Below are 15,411 nucleotides of genomic sequence, written 5' to 3'. Positions count from 1 at the left end.
GTCAACCATTGTGAATTGCATTTAGTTTTTGGCATTCCATATGGATAACAATCGGTTCATCACCAGCATTTATTGCGCCACTGTGGTGAACCGCGGGCTAGTCTAATGATGTGCTAATTAAATGTCATTGTTTTTATGGGGTTTTTAGTCCTATCGGACTATAGCTGCCGTGTTGAAGGCGACGCGGAAGAGGGAGGGAGGCAGTAAAATTCAGCGACGGGAATGTCGATGTCCCGTCACTATTGTCGGTTTCTTGGCAGTTCTGTCGATCAATCGAAAATGACGGTTTTGTTCGCGTAGAGCAGGATGCGGTTTTCGATGTGCCAGCGCACGGCACGGGATAATACGACGCGCTCAAGGTCGCGACCTTTCTGGATCAGGTCTTCGACCTGGTCGCGGTGGGAAATGCGGGCGATATCCTGCTCGATGATGGGGCCTTCGTCCAGGACTTCCGTGACATAGTGGCTGGTGGCGCCGATCAGCTTGACCCCGCGCTCGAAAGCGCGGTGATAGGGACGGGCGCCGATGAATGCTGGAAGGAATGAGTGGTGGATGTTGATGACGCGGTGCGGGTAGCGTTTGACGAAATCCGGCGAGAGAATCTGCATGTAGCGCGCCAGTACAATGAGGTCGACCTGGTATTCGTCGAATAAGGTGAATTGCCGCGCTTCTGCCTCGGCCTTGTTTTCCTTGGAGACTTCGATATGGAAGAAAGGAATGCCGTAGAACTTGGCGAGGTTTTCAGTATCGCGATGGTTGCTGATGATGAGCGGGATGTCGCAATCCAGTTCGCCGCTTTGGTGGCGGTGCAGCAGGTCGACCAGGCAGTGGTCGTATTGCGAGACCATGATGGCCATGCGCGCGCGGCGCTGGGAGCCCTTGAGTTCCCAATCCATGCTGAACTGGCCGGCAATCGGCGAAAAATGTTCGTTGAAGTTGTCGAGGTCGACTTTTGCGCCGTCCAGGTCGAATTCGACGCGCATCAGGAACAGGCTGTTCTCGGCATCCTGGTGCTGGTCCGCATGCAGGATGTTGGCATCGTGGCGGTAGAGAAAATCGGCAATCGATGCGACGATGCCCTTGCGGTCGGGACATGTCACAAGTAGGGTTGCGGTGTTTTTCATCGTGGCTCTGGCGGCATTAAACGCAAAAGCCGCCATTATACTGGGATTTGATGCGCATTGTCCGGCGGCGATTTGTCGCTTGCCTCTCTGGCGAAAATATCGTGAACAGCCTCTCATGCAGGCAATCCGGCCTGCCTGCGGAGGATTGAAAGTTATGATGAAGACAAGCTGTGTCTGTGGTATCGTTTGCCAGTAACAATAACAGTAGCCTCAGCCTGTTGTTCAGGCCCGCAAGGCGCGTTGCGGACAATTGTCTGATGGTGTGGTCAAGACCGTGAAAAAACAATTACCTTATTTCCTGCTGGTATTCCTGATTCCTGTGACCCTGGTGCTGTGGTGGTGGGGTTTGTTTTCATCTGCCGATGTCGAGATCGCCGAGCGCGGCAATTACCGTTACGCCTACCTGGAAGCCGAAGGGCCGTATTCCAAGCTTTCCAGCAAGCAGGAAGAAGTGCTGCACGAACTGGTGGAGCAGAATATAAAGCCCGGCCCGGAAATCACCCTGATCTTCAGCGATCCGCGCACCACGCCTTACAAGGAGCTGCATGCGCGCGCAGGGTTCATCATTGACGCCGACGCCAAGCCGGCCGCACCGATCCAGGTGGATACCGTGCCTGTGCGCAAGGTGTTTGTCGCGAGCATCAAGGCACATCCCTTGCTTGCTTACGGCAAGACGTATTCCAAAGTGCTGGATTTCGTCAAAGCCAAGGATACGACCTTGAACCTGCCCACAGTGGAGATTGTGGATGATAGCGTGCTGAGTGTCGAAATGCCGTTGGAGCCGGTCGAGGAAGCGGAACAGAATACGGAACGCAATGCGGGAGAATCGCCTTGAACTTCATTGCACTGATTGGCGCGCTGGCGTTGACTTACTACCGGCCGCATCGCAAGCTGGACTGGTTGCAGGAAATCGTCGCGCCCTTGGTCCAGCTGCTCGAGCGTAACTTCAACGGCGGCAACCGCCTGCAGGGCATGACGGCCTGGGCGCTGGTCGTGCTGTTGCCCAGCCTGCTGGTCGGCGCGGTCTATTACGTGCTGCTGCAGGTGAACGCGATTCTCGGCATCGTATTCGGCGTGGCGCTGCTTTACTTCACCTTGCGCTTGAGCCAGTTCGGCCCGCGTGCAGAGGAGATCATTGCCGCATTGCGCACCGGCAATATCGACGAGGCCCGCCTCTTGCTGGGGCAGTGGGAGAAAATCGACAGCGACAGCTTCACGCTGACCCAGGTAGCGCAGGTGAGCGTGGAGACGGTCTTGTCGCGCTCCCATTACGGCCTGTTTGCGCCGATTTTCTGGTTTGTCATCCTCGGCCCTGCTGGCGCGTTGTTCTACCGGTTATCCCATATCGTTACCATGGAGTGGCAACCGAATGAGGCGACGCCCTTCAATGACTGGGCGCGCAAGGTGTTCGGCTGGCTCAATTGGCCGCCTGCATTCGTGACCGCGGGCAGTTTTGCGATCGTGGGGGATTTCGAGGACGCGATCTATTGCTGGCGCTCCCAGGCCGAGACCTGGCCGGACAAGGCGATGGGCATGATCCTCGCGAGCGGCGCAGGCGCATTGGGCGTGAGGATAGGCGAGCCGTTGCCGATGAACGGCATTCTGGTGTTCCGCCCTGAAATCGGCTTGGGCGATGCCGCCGATGCGGACTACCTGCGCAGCGCGGTGGGCCTCGTCTGGCGCGTGCTGGTATTGCTGATCGGATTATTGCTGCTGCTGACGTTTGCCCACTGGCTGGGCCAGTGACAAGCGTTGCAGCGAGCGACATTGTAGAGAGACTATGGATATTGTATTAGCCAACCCGCGCGGGTTCTGTGCAGGCGTAGACCGCGCGATCATTATCGTCGAACAGGCGCTGGAGAAATTCGGCGCGCCTATCTATGTGCGCCACGAAGTGGTGCACAACAAGTTCGTGGTGGATGACCTCAAGAAAAAAGGCGCGATCTTCGTCGAGGAACTGGACGAGGTGCCCGCCGGCAATACCGTGATCTTCAGCGCGCACGGGGTTTCCAAGGACGTGCGTGCCGAGGCGGAAGCCCGCGGCCTGCAGGTGTTCGACGCCACTTGCCCGTTGGTGACCAAGGTGCATATCGAGGTGGCCAAGATGCGCGCCTCCGGCAAGGAAATCATCATGATCGGCCATAAGGGGCATCCCGAGGTGGAAGGCACCATGGGCCAATCCGAGGGCGGCATGTACCTGGTGGAGTCGCCGGAGGATGTGGCGACGCTGCAGGTGAAAGACCCGGCGCAATTGGCCTATGTGACGCAGACGACCTTGTCGATCGACGATGCCGCATCGATCGTGAGCGCGCTCAAGGCCAGGTTCCCCGAGATCACCCCGCCGCGCAGCGATTCCATCTGCTACGCGACGCAGAACCGCCAGGATGCTGTCAAGGTCATGGCGCGGGATTGCGATCTCGTGATCGTGGTGGGCTCGCCCAACAGCTCCAATTCCAACCGTTTGCGCGAAGTGGCGCAGAACCAGGGGATCGAGTCCTACATGATCGATAACGCCTCTTTCCTCGATCCTGCCTGGATCGCCGGCAAGAAGCGCGTAGGCGTATCTGCGGGCGCTTCCGCACCCGAGGTATTGGTGCAGGAAGTGATCAACAAGCTCAGGGAGCTGGGGGCTGCCGAGGTGCAGGAACTCAACGGCGTGGTGGAAAACGTGGTGTTCAAGATACCGCGCAACTTGGCCGAGGCTTGAATATCGAAATTAAAAATAAAAAAGGGCGGTCAAACCGCCCTTTTTTGTGTGCATGAGCTGCCGTCAGGATTGTTTGCGCAGGTTGTCCAGGCTGAATGCCGTCGGCGCGTGCAAGGCCAGGGTGATATAGCCTCCGGCCAGGGCAAGGTACTGCATCAGGCCGATCAAGCCGCTGCCGGGGGTAGGGTCGGGCAGCTTGAGGAAGATGGCGACGAAGATCGCATAGATTGCCAGCACATAGGCGGACAGCTTGGTCTTGAAGCCCAGCAATAGGCTCAGGCCAAAAATCAACTGCACCAGGATCATCAAGGGCGCGAAAACGCCCGGCAAGCCGAAGTGGCCGAGATACATCTGATATTGCTCGTAGCCGCTGGGGTTTTGAAAGATGATCGCCAGCTGGAACAGGATGGCGACCAGGAAAATTTGCGCCAATAGAATACGTCCAAGGAAACCTAAAAACTTCGTCATCGTCTTACCTTCTCGTCCAAGTACACAAACATGTGTCTACGTTAATTTTTATATCGATTTCATCAATCGAGGCGAGCATAGATGATGCCTGTAAGCGCCATGCACCGCAATACTTGTGATCGCTGCATGGCTGGGCCGGCATGAATTTCCCTCACAAGAAAAGAAAGAACACTGACATGAGCTTTTATGTAAGGCAGGCTGACTGGGAAAGCGATCAAACGCAGATATCGGCGATTCGCCAGCAAGTTTTCATTGACGAGCAGCATGTGCCGGCCGAGCTGGAGTGGGACGGCTTGGACGAGACGGCCCTGCATTTGCTTGCCGTCGCAGAGGACGGCAAGTCGATCGGTTGTGCGCGTATCCTCAGCGACGGCAGCATTGGCCGCATGGCCGTCTTGCAGGCCTGGCGGAGGCAAGGCGTCGGCCAAGCGCTATTGCAGGCAGCCATCGAGTCGTGCCGGCAAAACGGCTGGTTCGATATCCACGTCTCCGCCCAAACCCATGCGCTGGCTTTTTATGAGCAGGCCGGATTCCACGGCGTCGGCGAAGAGTACATGGATGCGGGCATCCCGCATCAAGCCATGAAGCTGCACATCAGCAACTAATTATCTTTTCTTATCAAGTTGCTATTCGACCGCATTGCGTCGGCGAATGTGGCACATTTTCTTTCTTCATTTTAAAGGCAAATAGTCTCTCGAGCCTGTTTTCAAGACTAGGTGAAGGACTATGCATGTCTTCATCCTGTTGTCTTTCGCCGTCTGCAATATTCCCTCCGCTTGATCACTATCAACAATATTTGCATCACCATTTTTAGGGGAATTTCAAATGATTGCGCGTACTCTAGTGCTCCTTGCCGGGCTTTCCATGTCTGCCCTGGCATTTGCCCAACCTTCTCTCAACCTTTCCGACTATACCCTGGGTTACAGATTCAACCTGCCCGGCCAGATAGGCATGGTAGGCGAAGCCTCGGCCATTACCTACAACTGGGATACCGGCACCTTGTTCGTCGTCGGCGATGAGGCCGAAGCCATCGTCGAAGTGACCAAGACCGGCGAAGTCGTCGGTCATATGACACTGAATTTTGGCTCTAATTTCGACGCCGAATCCTTGACTTATATCGGCAACGGCCAGTTCGCATTGGGCGAAGAGCGTACCCAGAGCGTGTACAAGATTGATTACCAGGCTGGCACGACGCTGAGCCTTTCCTCAGTTACACCTGCCTACTCTTTCGGTAGCTACAGCAATAACGAGGGCCTGGAGGGCTTGAGCTGGGATCCGCGTACTAACTCCTTGATTGCCGTGAAGGAAAAGAATCCTCAGGCAATTTACGAGGCTGAAGTTGATTTCGATGCCCGCACAGGCAGCCAGAGCATTTTGTTCAATGCCGCGCTGCTTGGCTTGCAGGACCTTTCCGATGTGCAAGTGCTTGCTACCGTGCCTTCATTCCTCGGAACCGGCCTGGACGACAACCTGCTGATCATCAGCCAGGAGTCACGCCTGCTGCTGGAAGTGACTCGTACCGGCGAAATACTGGGCTCCATCGATCTCCGCCGTCTGAGTGGCACTGCCGAAGGCGTGACGATTGATGAACTGGGCAATATTTATATTTCTGATGAACAGCCTCGCGTGTTTGTATTCCTGCGTCCGACGCCTGCCGTGCCTGAACCTGATACCTATGCACTGCTGCTGGCCGGCCTGGGTCTGCTTGGTCTCGCTGCGCGTCGCCGCCGTGTTGCATAAAGCGTTTTCTGTAGTGCCTGTGTTGTTGTTCCTTAAATAATATTTCAAATCAGAGAGGTTAATCATGAATGTCATCAATAAATTGATTGCTGCCGGTGTTCTCGCTGCCAGCGCTTTTACCGCCGTTCCTGCTTTCGCGGCTAACGCCTACAACGTCTATATCACCGAGTGGAACTACCAGAGCCGCGTTGCGGATGAAAAGGGCGAGTACATCGAGCTTACCAACCTTGGCCAATTCGATGTCGATTTCACTTACTGGAGCTACGACGACGACAGCCGTCAAAGCTTTACTTTCGACCTGTCCGATTTTGGTATCGTCAAGGCCGGCGAGTCCGTCATCCTGACCGAAATCAGCGCTGACTTGTTCCGTACCCGCTGGGGCCTGGATGACTCCGTCAAGATCATCGGCGACTTTAACCCCAATCTGGGCCGCGCTGATGAAATCAACATCTACGATGCCGATGAAAACCTGGTGGACCGCCTGACCTATGGCGACAATACCATTGGTGGTATTCGCGCCCGCTACAACAGCGGTATTCCTGGCAGCGTGGACGTGCTGGGTGAAAACAACGTACACGGTTGGGTGTTGTCGCAAGTGGGCGATTCCGAAGGCTCCTGGCGTTCCACAGTGGGCGATATCGGCAGCCCTGGCCAGACCAACCTGACGATTGCGGCTGTGCCGGAACCAGAAACTTATGCCTTGCTGCTGGCCGGCCTTGGCTTGGTAGGTTTTGCAGCACGCCGCCGTAAGGCAGCTTGAGCAGTAAAGCTAAAAGTACTATCTAAATGAAAACGGCTCTCCATAAGGAAGGCCGTTTTTTTTTTATTAGGGCGAGCGCAGCGAAGCCAAGTGCGGGTTTGACGTTGCTTTCCCCGTCTGGCTGCGCCGAGTAGCGCAGCTTTTAATGGATTAAGGACTGGCGTCTGTCTGAGCGTTAGCGAGTTCAGCCAGTCCCCATTAAAAGCGAGCAACGCAGGTTGCCCGGAACAACGTTCCGGGTCGCAGACAATCGGGTCGCCTTTTCTTTCGTATCTTTCTTTTGGCGAAACAAAAGAAAGATACTCGCCCGGCGGGGCGAAACCCATCCTCCCGCCAATTGCAGTATTGATGAAGACGGAAAATCGTTGAGCTTGATGGGATTGGGATGTTGAAGGATCAATGGTCTTGACCACTGTTGCAGACCATTGGCCCGTTGCCTTTCGCTTGTCAGCGAGTTACTTTCATTTGCTTCGCCAAATAAAAGTAACCAAAGCAAAGGCGACCCCGGAGTCTGCGCCGGGAGCAAGCTCCCGGTTCCCTGCGTTGCTCAATCTGTCTGGGAGCTTGCTGAACTCGCTTCGCTCAGACAGACGCAAGCTCTTTTTCCAGACAGATTTCCGCTACTCGGCGCAGCCAGACGGGGAAACCAAACCCAAGGTCAAAAGCAACAGCGACTTGGCTTCGCTGCGCTCGCCCTTTCGGAGATGGTATGCCGTTTCAGCGCTTGAGCATCGGCTTCAGGTACTTGCCTGTATAGCTGGCCTTGGTATCAGCAACTTCTTCCGGCGTGCCGCAGGCAATCATGGTGCCGCCGCCATCGCCGCCTTCCGGGCCCATGTCGATGATCCAGTCCGCGGTCTTGATGACGTCCAGGTTGTGCTCGATGATGACGATGGTGTTGCCGTGGTCGCGCAGACGGTGCAATACGTCGAGCAGCAATTGGATGTCGGCAAAATGCAGGCCAGTGGTGGGTTCGTCGAGGATATAGAGGGTCCTGCCGGTATCGCGCTTGGATAGTTCCAGCGCCAGCTTTACGCGCTGCGCCTCGCCGCCCGACAGCGTGGTCGCGGACTGGCCCAGCGTGATGTAGCCGAGGCCGACATCGAGCAGCGTCTGCAGTTTGCGGGCGACCACGGGCACGGCATCGAAGAATTCACGCGCCTGTTCCACGGTCATTTCCAGCACTTCGTGGATGTTCTTGCCCTTGTAATGGATTTCCAGTGTTTCCCGGTTGTAGCGGTGGCCCTTGCAGACGTCGCAAGGCACGTAGACATCCGGCAGGAAATGCATCTCGACGCGGATCACGCCATCGCCCTGGCAGGCTTCGCAACGTCCGCCCTTGACGTTGAAGGAATAGCGGCCGGGGCCGTAGCCGCGGGCGCGGCTTTCCGGCACGCCGGCAAACAGGTCGCGGATCGGCGTGAATACGCCGGTATAGGTGGCCGGGTTGGAGCGCGGTGTACGGCCGATCGGGCTTTGGTCGACATCCACCACCTTGTCGAAGAATTCCAGGCCGGAGATTTCCTCGAAAGGCGCTGGCTCGGTCGAGCTGCCGTAAAGATGCCGTGCGACCACGCGGTACAAGGTATCGTTGATGAGCGTGGACTTGCCCGAGCCTGATACGCCGGTGACGCAAGTGAGCAGGCCGACCGGCAACGCGAGGTCCACGTTCTTGAGGTTGTTGCCGCTGGCCTGCGTCAGCTTGAGCCAGCGCTTGGGATCAGGGACGTGGCGCTTCTTGGGGACGGCAATTTCCTTGGCGCCGCTGAGATATTGCCCGGTAAGCGATTGTGGGTTGTTCTGGATTTCGGCCGGGGTGCCTGCGGCCACGATGTTGCCGCCATGCTCGCCTGCCCCGGGGCCGATATCCACTACATAATCCGCTTCCATGATGGCATCCTGGTCGTGCTCGACGACGATGACGCTGTTGCCGATGTCGCGCAGGCGCACCAAGGTCTGCAGCAGGCGGTCGTTGTCGCGCTGGTGCAGGCCGATGGAAGGTTCGTCAAGCACATACATGACGCCGGTAAGGCCGGAGCCGATCTGCGAGGCCAGGCGGATGCGCTGCGCCTCGCCGCCCGAAAGGGTTTCGGCGGAACGGGACAGGGAGAGGTATTCCAGCCCGACATTGGTGAGGAATTTCAGCCGGCTGCCGATTTCCTGCACGATCTTGTCCGCAATGGCGAGCTTTTGCCCTGTCAGCTCGATATGCTCGAAGAAATGCAGTGCCTGGCGCAGCGGGGCTTCGCACACCTCATGGATGTTCTTGCCGCCTACCTTGACGTGGCGCGCCTCGCGGCGCAAGCGCGTGCCGCCGCAATCCGGGCAGGCTTGCGAGTTGAGGTATTTGGACAGCTCCTCGCGCACCGTGATGGAATCGGTTTCATGATAACGCCGTTGCAAGTTGTTGAGGATGCCCTCGAAGGTATGGGATTTTTCATAGAGCTTGCCGCGCTCGTTGAGGTACTGGAAAGTGATCGCTTCCTTGCCGCTGCCGTTGAGCAGCACCTGCTGCACTTCATCGGGCAATGCCTCGAAAGCCGTCTCCAGGTCGAATCCGTAATGCTGAGCCAGGCTTTGCAGCATCTGGAAATAGAACTGGTTGCGCTTGTCCCAGCCCTTGATCGCGCCGCTGGCAAGCGAGAGGTGCGGAAAGGCGACCACGCGCTTGGGATCGAAGAAGCTGATCTGGCCCAGGCCGTCGCACTTGGGGCAGGCGCCCATCGGGTTGTTGAAGGAGAACAGGCGCGGCTCCAGCTCCGCAAGTGAGTAGTCGCACACCGGGCAGGAGAACTTGGCGGAGAACAGGTGTTCCTTGCCGCTGTCCATTTCCAGCGCCACGGCCTTGCCGTCGGCAAGGCGCAGCGCGGTTTCGAAGGATTCCGCAATGCGCTGCTTGACGTCCGCGCGCACCTTGAGGCGGTCCACGACGACGTCGACGTTATGCTTCACGGTCTTGGCCAGCTTGGGCACGCTGTCGAGCTCGTGAATCTCGCCATCGACGCGCACGCGCACGAAGCCCTGCGCCTTGAGCTCCTCGAATAGGTCCAGCTGCTCGCCCTTGCGGTTGCTCACTACCGGCGCGAGGATCATGAGCCTGGTGTCCTCCGGCAGCAGCAGGACGCTGTCCACCATCTGCGAGACGGTTTGCGCCTCCAGCTTGATGCCGTGGTCCGGGCATTCCGGATCGCCCGCGCGCGCATAGAGCAGGCGCAGGTAGTCGTGGATTTCCGTGACCGTGCCCACAGTTGAGCGTGGGTTGTGCGAGGTGGATTTCTGCTCGATGGAAATGGCGGGCGACAGGCCTTCGATCAGGTCGACATCGGGCTTGTCCATGCGCGCGAGGAACTGGCGGGCGTAGGCGGAGAGGGATTCCACATAGCGGCGCTGCCCTTCGGCATACAGGGTGTCGAACGCCAGCGAGGATTTGCCGGAGCCGGACAGGCCGGTAATCACGATCAGCTTGTTGCGGGGCAAGTCCAGCGAAACATTTTTCAGGTTGTGCGTGCGTGCGCCGCGTATACGTATGTAGTCCATGGGGGTAGGGGCTGTTTACCTTGAGTTTGGTTAACGTCTGATGGGGCAACCTGTTAATATACGCAACTTCGCGTGTTGAATTCAATGATTTTTAATGTCACAGCCTGAACGCATGTCCCCGGTTGAACTACGGTCCACCCTGAGCCTGGCCTCGATCTACGGCCTGCGCATGCTGGGCATGTTCCTGATCCTGCCGATCTTCGCCATCTATGCGGAAACCCTGCCGTCCGGGCATGACCATTTTTATATCGGCCTGGCGCTGGGCGCCTATGGGTTGACGCAGGCCTTGTTCCAGCTGCCGTTCGGCATGGCGTCCGACCGTTTCGGCCGCAAGACCATGATTTACATCGGCCTGCTGATCTTTGCAGTCGGCAGCTTCGTCGCCGGCACGGCGGACGACATCCACACCATCATCATCGGCCGCGCTATCCAGGGCGCGGGCGCGGTATCCGCCGCGGTGACGGCATTGGTGGCCGACCTCACGCGCGAGGAGCACCGCACCAAGGCGATGGCGATGATAGGCGGCAGCATCGGCATCACCTTTGCGCTGTCGCTGATCCTCGGGCCTACCCTCAACCAGTGGATCGGGGTTTCCGGCATTTTCGTGCTCACCGGCATTCTGGCCTTGCTGGCGATGCTGGATATTAAATACCTGGTGCCCAATCCCGAAGTCAGCCGGTTCCATTCCGATACCCAGGCCGCGCCGGCCAAGCTGGGGCCTGTATTGCAGGACACGCAGCTGTTGCGGCTCAATTTCGGCATTTTTGCATTGCATGCCTCGCATATGGCGATGTTCGTCGTGGTGCCGTTCGCGATCAAGCAGACCAGCGGACTGAGCGAGAACGACCATTGGATGATCTACCTGCCGATCATGGTGATCTCCCTTGTCCTCATGGTGCCTGCCATCATCGTCGGCGAGAAAAAGGCCAAGCTCAAGCAGGTGTTCGTCATCAGTGTCGCCGTGATGCTGCTGGCAGAACTCGCATTCGGCCTCATGATCGACAGTTTCTGGGGCATCATGGCGGCGCTGACCACCTTCTTCATCGCCTTCAACGTGCTGGAAGCGATCATGCCTTCCACTATTTCCAAGCAGGCGCCTGCCGCAGCCAAGGGCACGGCGATCGGGGTGTTCAACACGGCGCAGTCATTGGGCATATTCGTCGGCGGCGTGTCGGGCGGCTGGCTGTCCAGCCAATACGGATATACGGCGGTGTTCGCCTTCTGCGGCGCGCTCATGGTGCTATGGCTGGTCAGCGTGACGACAATGCGCGCACCTGCGGCGGTACGTAGTAGAATGTACCACCTGCCGGAAGGGCACGCGTATGATGCGGCGCAATTGTCGCGGCATCTGGCGGCGTTGCCCGGCGTGAAGGAGTCGGTTGTCTTGCCCGCAGAGGGCATGGTGATATTGAAAGTGGATATGCAGGCGGACTGGGATGATTCCGCAGCGCTGCAATTGATAAGGGGTTAAGGATGGCATCGGTCAATAAAGTAATCTTGGTAGGCAACCTGGGCCGCGACCCGGAAGTGCGCTATATGCCCAACGGTGAAGCGGTGGCCAATTTCAGCATTGCCACCACCGACAACTGGAAAGACAAGAACGGCCAGCGCCAGGAGCGCACCGAGTGGCACAATATCGTCATGTATCGCCGGCTCGCGGAAATTGCGGGCGAGTACCTGAAGAAGGGACGCCCGGTCTACATCGAGGGCCGCCTGCAAACCCGCAAGTGGCAGACCAAGGAAGGTCAGGACCGCTATACCACCGAGATCATTGCCGACCAGATGCAGATGCTGGGCGGTCGCGACGGTGGAGGCAGCGGCGGAGCGAGCTATGACGGCGGCGGCGATGACTTCAACCAGGACTACGGCCAGTCTGCTCCAAGGCAGCAAGCTGCACCTGCCCAGCGTCCAGCGCCCGCTCCGGCTTCCAAGCCCGCTGGCGGTGGCAACTTCGATGATTTCGAGGACGACATTCCGTTCTGATGTAAGGCAATGCTGAAATTCCAAGGCCCCGTTTCTACGGGGCTTTTTATTTGGAGTGCAGTGAAGCGAAGCATTTGCCTATAAAATAATATTGAGAATCATTATTGATAAAATATATAATGATTCTCAATAATGATTTTCGGAATTGCATCATGCATTCACTGCACAAATCCCTGAAAGCAGCCTTGTTCGCCGGTCTTGCCTTGGTCTCAAGCTCGGCCCATGCGCTCGATATCATTTTTGATTACCGGTTTGATCGCAACGGTTGGTTCAGCACCGATAGCGATGCGGGTTTGATGCGGCGCGGCGTGTTGCAGCAGGTGGCCTCGGTATTCAGCGGATTGGCCGACAACCTGTCGGCGATCCAGCCTGGCGCAGGCGATGGCTGGAGCGTGAGGTTCCAGCATCCCAGCTGGAACAGCTGGATCGAGAATGTCACGGTGACGGACTTGCTTGTACCGGAAAACAGCCTGGTGATTTTCGTGGGCGCATCCTCCTTCAACGGCTCTGTGCTTGGCGCTGCCGGTTCCGGCACTGTACGTGCCCAGGGCAGCCAGGATTTCCTGGATACCGTGGCGGTGCGCGGCCAGGAAGGCGCGCTGGATGAAATTGCCACGGATTTCGGTCCATGGGGTGGTTCCATCTGGTTCAATAGTCATCATGACTGGTATCTTGGGTTGGACGACGACGGCTTGTCCGCAGGGCAACCGGATTTTTTGACGACGGCAACGCATGAGTTGGCGCACTTGCTGGGATTCGGCGCCTCTCCTGCCTGGCGGGCCCTATTGCAGCAAGGTGACGGTGGATGGGTCTTTACTGGTGGGCACGCGGTTGCGGTATACGGCGACGCCGTACCCGTGGATGGCGCAGGCGCCCACTGGGCCTATGGCGTGTATGGAACCATGGATGGTGTTCCTGTTGCCAACCTGATGGATCCCGGAACTGCACCGGGAAATCGGGAATATATGAGCGATCTTGATTATGCGGCGCTGGCCGACATCGGTTGGCAGGTGAGCGCGGTGCCCGAGCCTTCGACTTTCTGGATGCTGCTGCTGGGGCTGGTCGGGGTGTTCGGCCGCTGGCATCGCAAGCAGCCGCGCGCCATCGTCAAGAAGTAAACCCGCCTATATATTCGCCAGCGAATGCTGGCTGGCCTGGTATTTGTATTCCGTCACCCAGCGCGTGAATTTTTCTGCCGGCAGCGGCTGGGAAAAGCGGTAGCCCTGTACGAATGTGCAACCGCTGCTTTCCGCCCAATGCAGCTCCACGTCCGTCTCCACGCCTTCGGCCACCAGTTCCAGCGACATGCTGCGCGCCAATGCCGCGATCGTCTTGACGATTTCCACATTGATCGGCTCGTGTTCTATGCCCTTGATGAAGGACTGGTCGACCTTGAGGCGGTCGATCGGGAATTTGCGCAGGTAGCTGAGGTTGGAGTAGCCGGTGCCGAAATCGTCAATCGCCAGTTTGATGCCGAGCCCGTGCAGCTTGCGCAACGTGCGCACCACGGCATCCGCATCCTGCATGAACATGCTCTCGGTCAGTTCGAACTCAAGATAGGCTGGGTCGATCCCCGTTTCGGTGACGATGTTTTCCACCATCTCGCAGAAGTCGCTCTGGTAGAACTGCATCGCGGAAATATTGACGGAGATACGCATGGGCTGGAACCCGGCCTGCAGCCAAGCTTGGTGCTGACGGCAGGCTTCGCTGATCACCCATTGGCCGATCGCCACGATCAGGCCGGTTTCCTCGGCAATCTCGATGAAGTGGATTGGCGTGAGCAGCCCGCGTTGCGGATGGTGCCAACGGATCAGGGCTTCCTTGCCGACCACCCTGCCGCTGTCGAGCGCAATTTGCGGCTGGTAATACAGTTCGAACTCGTTGCGCTCGATGGCCAGGCGCAGGTCGGTTTCCAGCGACATGCGGTCTAGCGAGTACAGCTGCATGCCCGCGGCATAATGGCGATAAGTGTTGCGCCCACTGCGCTTGGCTTCGTACATGGCCGCATCTGCCTTGACCAGCAGGTTGTTGGCGTCTTCGTCGTCGAGCGGGTAGATGGCGGTGCCGATGCTGGCGGAGATGAAGACTTCGCGCCCCATGATCTGCTGCGGCAGCTTCAAGGTGTCGAGGATGCGCCAGCATAAGCTGTCCAAATCCTTCTGGCTACTGATGTTGTCCACGATGATAGTGAACTCGTCCCCCGAGAGGCGGGCCACGGTGTCCATCTCGCGCGAGCATCGGGTCAGGATGCCTGCCAGCGCGATCAGCAATTGGTCTCCAAAGGCGTGCCCCATGGAATCGTTGAAGTGCTTGAACTTGTCGAGGTCGATGAACAGCAGGCCGACTTGCGTATTGGTGCGGCAGGCTTCCGCCAGCGTCATCGACAGCCGGTCCATGAACAACACCCGGTTGGGCAATTTGGTGAGCTGGTCGAAATGGGCCAGGTAGAACAAATTGGCCTGCTTGCGTTGCGTGATTTCATCGAGCAGGTCGTGACCGTTGGCGATGCCGGCGTATCTGCCCTGCTCCGTGACAATGAAGCCGCTCACCATATGCTGCATGCCCGCATCGATGATGATGCGAGAGATGTCGTCAATCGAGGTGTGACTGCTGACGATCAGCGGTTTCTGGTTCATGAATTCGGCAACCGGCTTCTTGCCGTAGATCTCATGGGTATATGGCTTGATGAAGATTTCCATGAAGGCGTGCCGTTCCACTATTCCTACGGGCTGGTGCTGCGCGTTGACCACGGGCAGGGCAAAAATATGCTGGTTTTCCTGGAAGATGGCCAGTACCTGCAGGCAGGGCATGTCGTCCGGTACGGGCGCCACCGTCCGCAACAGGCGTTTGACGGTGGGATTGTCGTCACTGTGGCTGAATCTGAAATGGGTTGCAGTGTTCATGAGGCAGGGTGCCGGGCCTTCGTATGGGCAAATCAAAGCGACCAAGTGATCACGATGTGCCGCCCAGATTATGCACGTTAAGGTTGCAGAATTATGACAGCCGGCTGCAACGGAAGGCTTGATTGGCGCCAGCAACTGCCTGGGTTGGGTTTAATGAAAACGTCATAAATCGTGGCTATGCTGGGCATC

The 15,411-nt window shown here is 57.6% G+C and carries 13 protein-coding genes; 9 read left to right on the top strand and 4 right to left on the bottom strand.

Going from position 1 to position 15,411, the window contains the following annotated elements:
• Positions 1-269: 269 nt before the first annotated feature.
• On the bottom strand, positions 270-1,124 hold the full coding sequence (gene purU, locus ACJSDX_RS01885; protein ID WP_407993240.1) for a formyltetrahydrofolate deformylase: 855 nt from the start codon (positions 1,122-1,124) through the stop codon (positions 270-272).
• A gap of 274 nt (positions 1,125-1,398) precedes the next feature.
• Here purU and ACJSDX_RS01880 point away from each other — a divergent pair, with 274 nt between their 5' ends.
• From ACJSDX_RS01880 to ispH, 3 genes are read left to right on the top strand one after another with little or no spacing between them, the layout of a single operon-like run.
• Entirely contained in the window at positions 1,399-1,959 is a 561-nt protein-coding gene (locus tag ACJSDX_RS01880; RefSeq protein ID WP_407993239.1) for a GyrI-like domain-containing protein, read from the top strand.
• The gene (locus ACJSDX_RS01875) at positions 1,956-2,870 is read left to right on the top strand and encodes a CobD/CbiB family protein (RefSeq protein WP_407993238.1); all 915 of its coding nucleotides are present in this window, start codon (positions 1,956-1,958) and stop codon (positions 2,868-2,870) included. The genes ACJSDX_RS01880 and ACJSDX_RS01875 overlap by 4 nt, the downstream gene beginning before the upstream one ends.
• Before the next feature lie 34 nt (positions 2,871-2,904).
• The gene (gene ispH / locus ACJSDX_RS01870; RefSeq protein WP_407993237.1) at positions 2,905-3,831 is read left to right on the top strand and encodes a 4-hydroxy-3-methylbut-2-enyl diphosphate reductase; all 927 of its coding nucleotides are present in this window, start codon (positions 2,905-2,907) and stop codon (positions 3,829-3,831) included.
• 63 nt (positions 3,832-3,894) lie between these two features.
• On the opposite strand, the gene ACJSDX_RS01865 is transcribed toward ispH, so the two are convergent.
• Complete coding sequence (locus ACJSDX_RS01865; protein ID WP_309565678.1) at positions 3,895-4,299, bottom strand: DoxX family protein; 405 nt, start codon at positions 4,297-4,299, stop codon at positions 3,895-3,897.
• Positions 4,300-4,475: 176 nt separating this feature from the next.
• On the opposite strand from ACJSDX_RS01865, the gene ACJSDX_RS01860 reads away from it, so the two are divergent.
• The 3 genes from ACJSDX_RS01860 to ACJSDX_RS01850 all read left to right on the top strand — a co-directional run bounded on the left by ACJSDX_RS01860 (position 4,476) and on the right by ACJSDX_RS01850 (position 6,799).
• Positions 4,476-4,904 carry a GNAT family N-acetyltransferase gene (locus ACJSDX_RS01860; protein ID WP_309565677.1) on the top strand — a complete coding sequence of 143 codons (429 nt, stop codon included), beginning with the start codon at positions 4,476-4,478 and terminating at the stop codon, positions 4,902-4,904.
• Positions 4,905-5,124: 220 nt separating this feature from the next.
• Positions 5,125-6,039, top strand: a complete 915-nt coding sequence (locus ACJSDX_RS01855; RefSeq protein WP_407993236.1) for an SdiA-regulated domain-containing protein — start codon at positions 5,125-5,127, stop codon at positions 6,037-6,039.
• A 64-nt stretch (positions 6,040-6,103) separates the two neighbouring features.
• A complete protein-coding gene (locus tag ACJSDX_RS01850) occupies positions 6,104-6,799 on the top strand; it encodes an FxDxF family PEP-CTERM protein (protein WP_407993235.1) in 696 nt (231 codons plus the stop codon).
• Positions 6,800-7,516: 717 nt separating this feature from the next.
• On the opposite strand, the gene uvrA is transcribed toward ACJSDX_RS01850, so the two are convergent.
• Entirely contained in the window at positions 7,517-10,336 is a 2,820-nt protein-coding gene (gene uvrA, locus ACJSDX_RS01845; protein ID WP_309565673.1) for an excinuclease ABC subunit UvrA, read from the bottom strand.
• Positions 10,337-10,430: 94 nt separating this feature from the next.
• On the opposite strand from uvrA, the gene ACJSDX_RS01840 reads away from it, so the two are divergent.
• The 3 genes from ACJSDX_RS01840 to ACJSDX_RS01830 all read left to right on the top strand — a co-directional run bounded on the left by ACJSDX_RS01840 (position 10,431) and on the right by ACJSDX_RS01830 (position 13,437).
• Complete coding sequence (locus tag ACJSDX_RS01840; RefSeq protein WP_407993234.1) at positions 10,431-11,807, top strand: MFS transporter; 1,377 nt, start codon at positions 10,431-10,433, stop codon at positions 11,805-11,807.
• Positions 11,808-11,809: 2 nt separating this feature from the next.
• A complete protein-coding gene (gene ssb, locus ACJSDX_RS01835) occupies positions 11,810-12,319 on the top strand; it encodes a single-stranded DNA-binding protein (protein WP_407993233.1) in 510 nt (169 codons plus the stop codon).
• A 152-nt stretch (positions 12,320-12,471) separates the two neighbouring features.
• Entirely contained in the window at positions 12,472-13,437 is a 966-nt protein-coding gene (locus tag ACJSDX_RS01830; RefSeq protein ID WP_407993232.1) for a PEP-CTERM sorting domain-containing protein, read from the top strand.
• A gap of 6 nt (positions 13,438-13,443) precedes the next feature.
• Here ACJSDX_RS01830 and ACJSDX_RS01825 read toward each other — a convergent pair whose 3' ends face one another.
• Positions 13,444-15,222: a putative bifunctional diguanylate cyclase/phosphodiesterase gene (locus ACJSDX_RS01825; protein WP_407993231.1), complete on the bottom strand. Its 1,779-nt coding sequence runs from the start codon at positions 15,220-15,222 to the stop codon at positions 13,444-13,446.
• Positions 15,223-15,411 lie beyond the last annotated feature (189 nt).

Source organism: Methylobacillus draconifructus (assembly GCF_045984355.1).
In the GTDB taxonomy this organism is placed as follows: Bacteria; Pseudomonadota; Gammaproteobacteria; order Burkholderiales; family Methylophilaceae; genus Methylobacillus; species Methylobacillus flagellatus_A.
The sequence above is the reverse complement of the archived record's forward strand: the minus strand, read 5'-3'. Positions and strand labels throughout refer to the sequence as shown.

Excerpts from the sequence above, each read along its gene's own strand:
- ACJSDX_RS01825 (WP_407993231.1), bottom strand. The coding sequence starts at position 15,222 with ATGAACACTGCAACCCATTTCAGATTCAGCCACAGTGACGACAATCCC.
- ACJSDX_RS01850 (WP_407993235.1), top strand. The coding sequence starts at position 6,104 with ATGAATGTCATCAATAAATTGATTGCTGCCGGTGTTCTCGCTGCCAGC.
- uvrA (WP_309565673.1), bottom strand. The coding sequence starts at position 10,336 with ATGGACTACATACGTATACGCGGCGCACGCACGCACAACCTGAAAAAT.
- ACJSDX_RS01860 (WP_309565677.1), top strand. The coding sequence starts at position 4,476 with ATGAGCTTTTATGTAAGGCAGGCTGACTGGGAAAGCGATCAAACGCAG.
- ssb (WP_407993233.1), top strand. The coding sequence starts at position 11,810 with ATGGCATCGGTCAATAAAGTAATCTTGGTAGGCAACCTGGGCCGCGAC.
- ACJSDX_RS01855 (WP_407993236.1), top strand. The coding sequence starts at position 5,125 with ATGATTGCGCGTACTCTAGTGCTCCTTGCCGGGCTTTCCATGTCTGCC.
- ACJSDX_RS01840 (WP_407993234.1), top strand. The coding sequence starts at position 10,431 with ATGTCACAGCCTGAACGCATGTCCCCGGTTGAACTACGGTCCACCCTG.
- purU (WP_407993240.1), bottom strand. The coding sequence starts at position 1,124 with ATGAAAAACACCGCAACCCTACTTGTGACATGTCCCGACCGCAAGGGC.
- ACJSDX_RS01865 (WP_309565678.1), bottom strand. The coding sequence starts at position 4,299 with ATGACGAAGTTTTTAGGTTTCCTTGGACGTATTCTATTGGCGCAAATT.
- ACJSDX_RS01830 (WP_407993232.1), top strand. The coding sequence starts at position 12,472 with ATGCATTCACTGCACAAATCCCTGAAAGCAGCCTTGTTCGCCGGTCTT.
- ispH (WP_407993237.1), top strand. The coding sequence starts at position 2,905 with ATGGATATTGTATTAGCCAACCCGCGCGGGTTCTGTGCAGGCGTAGAC.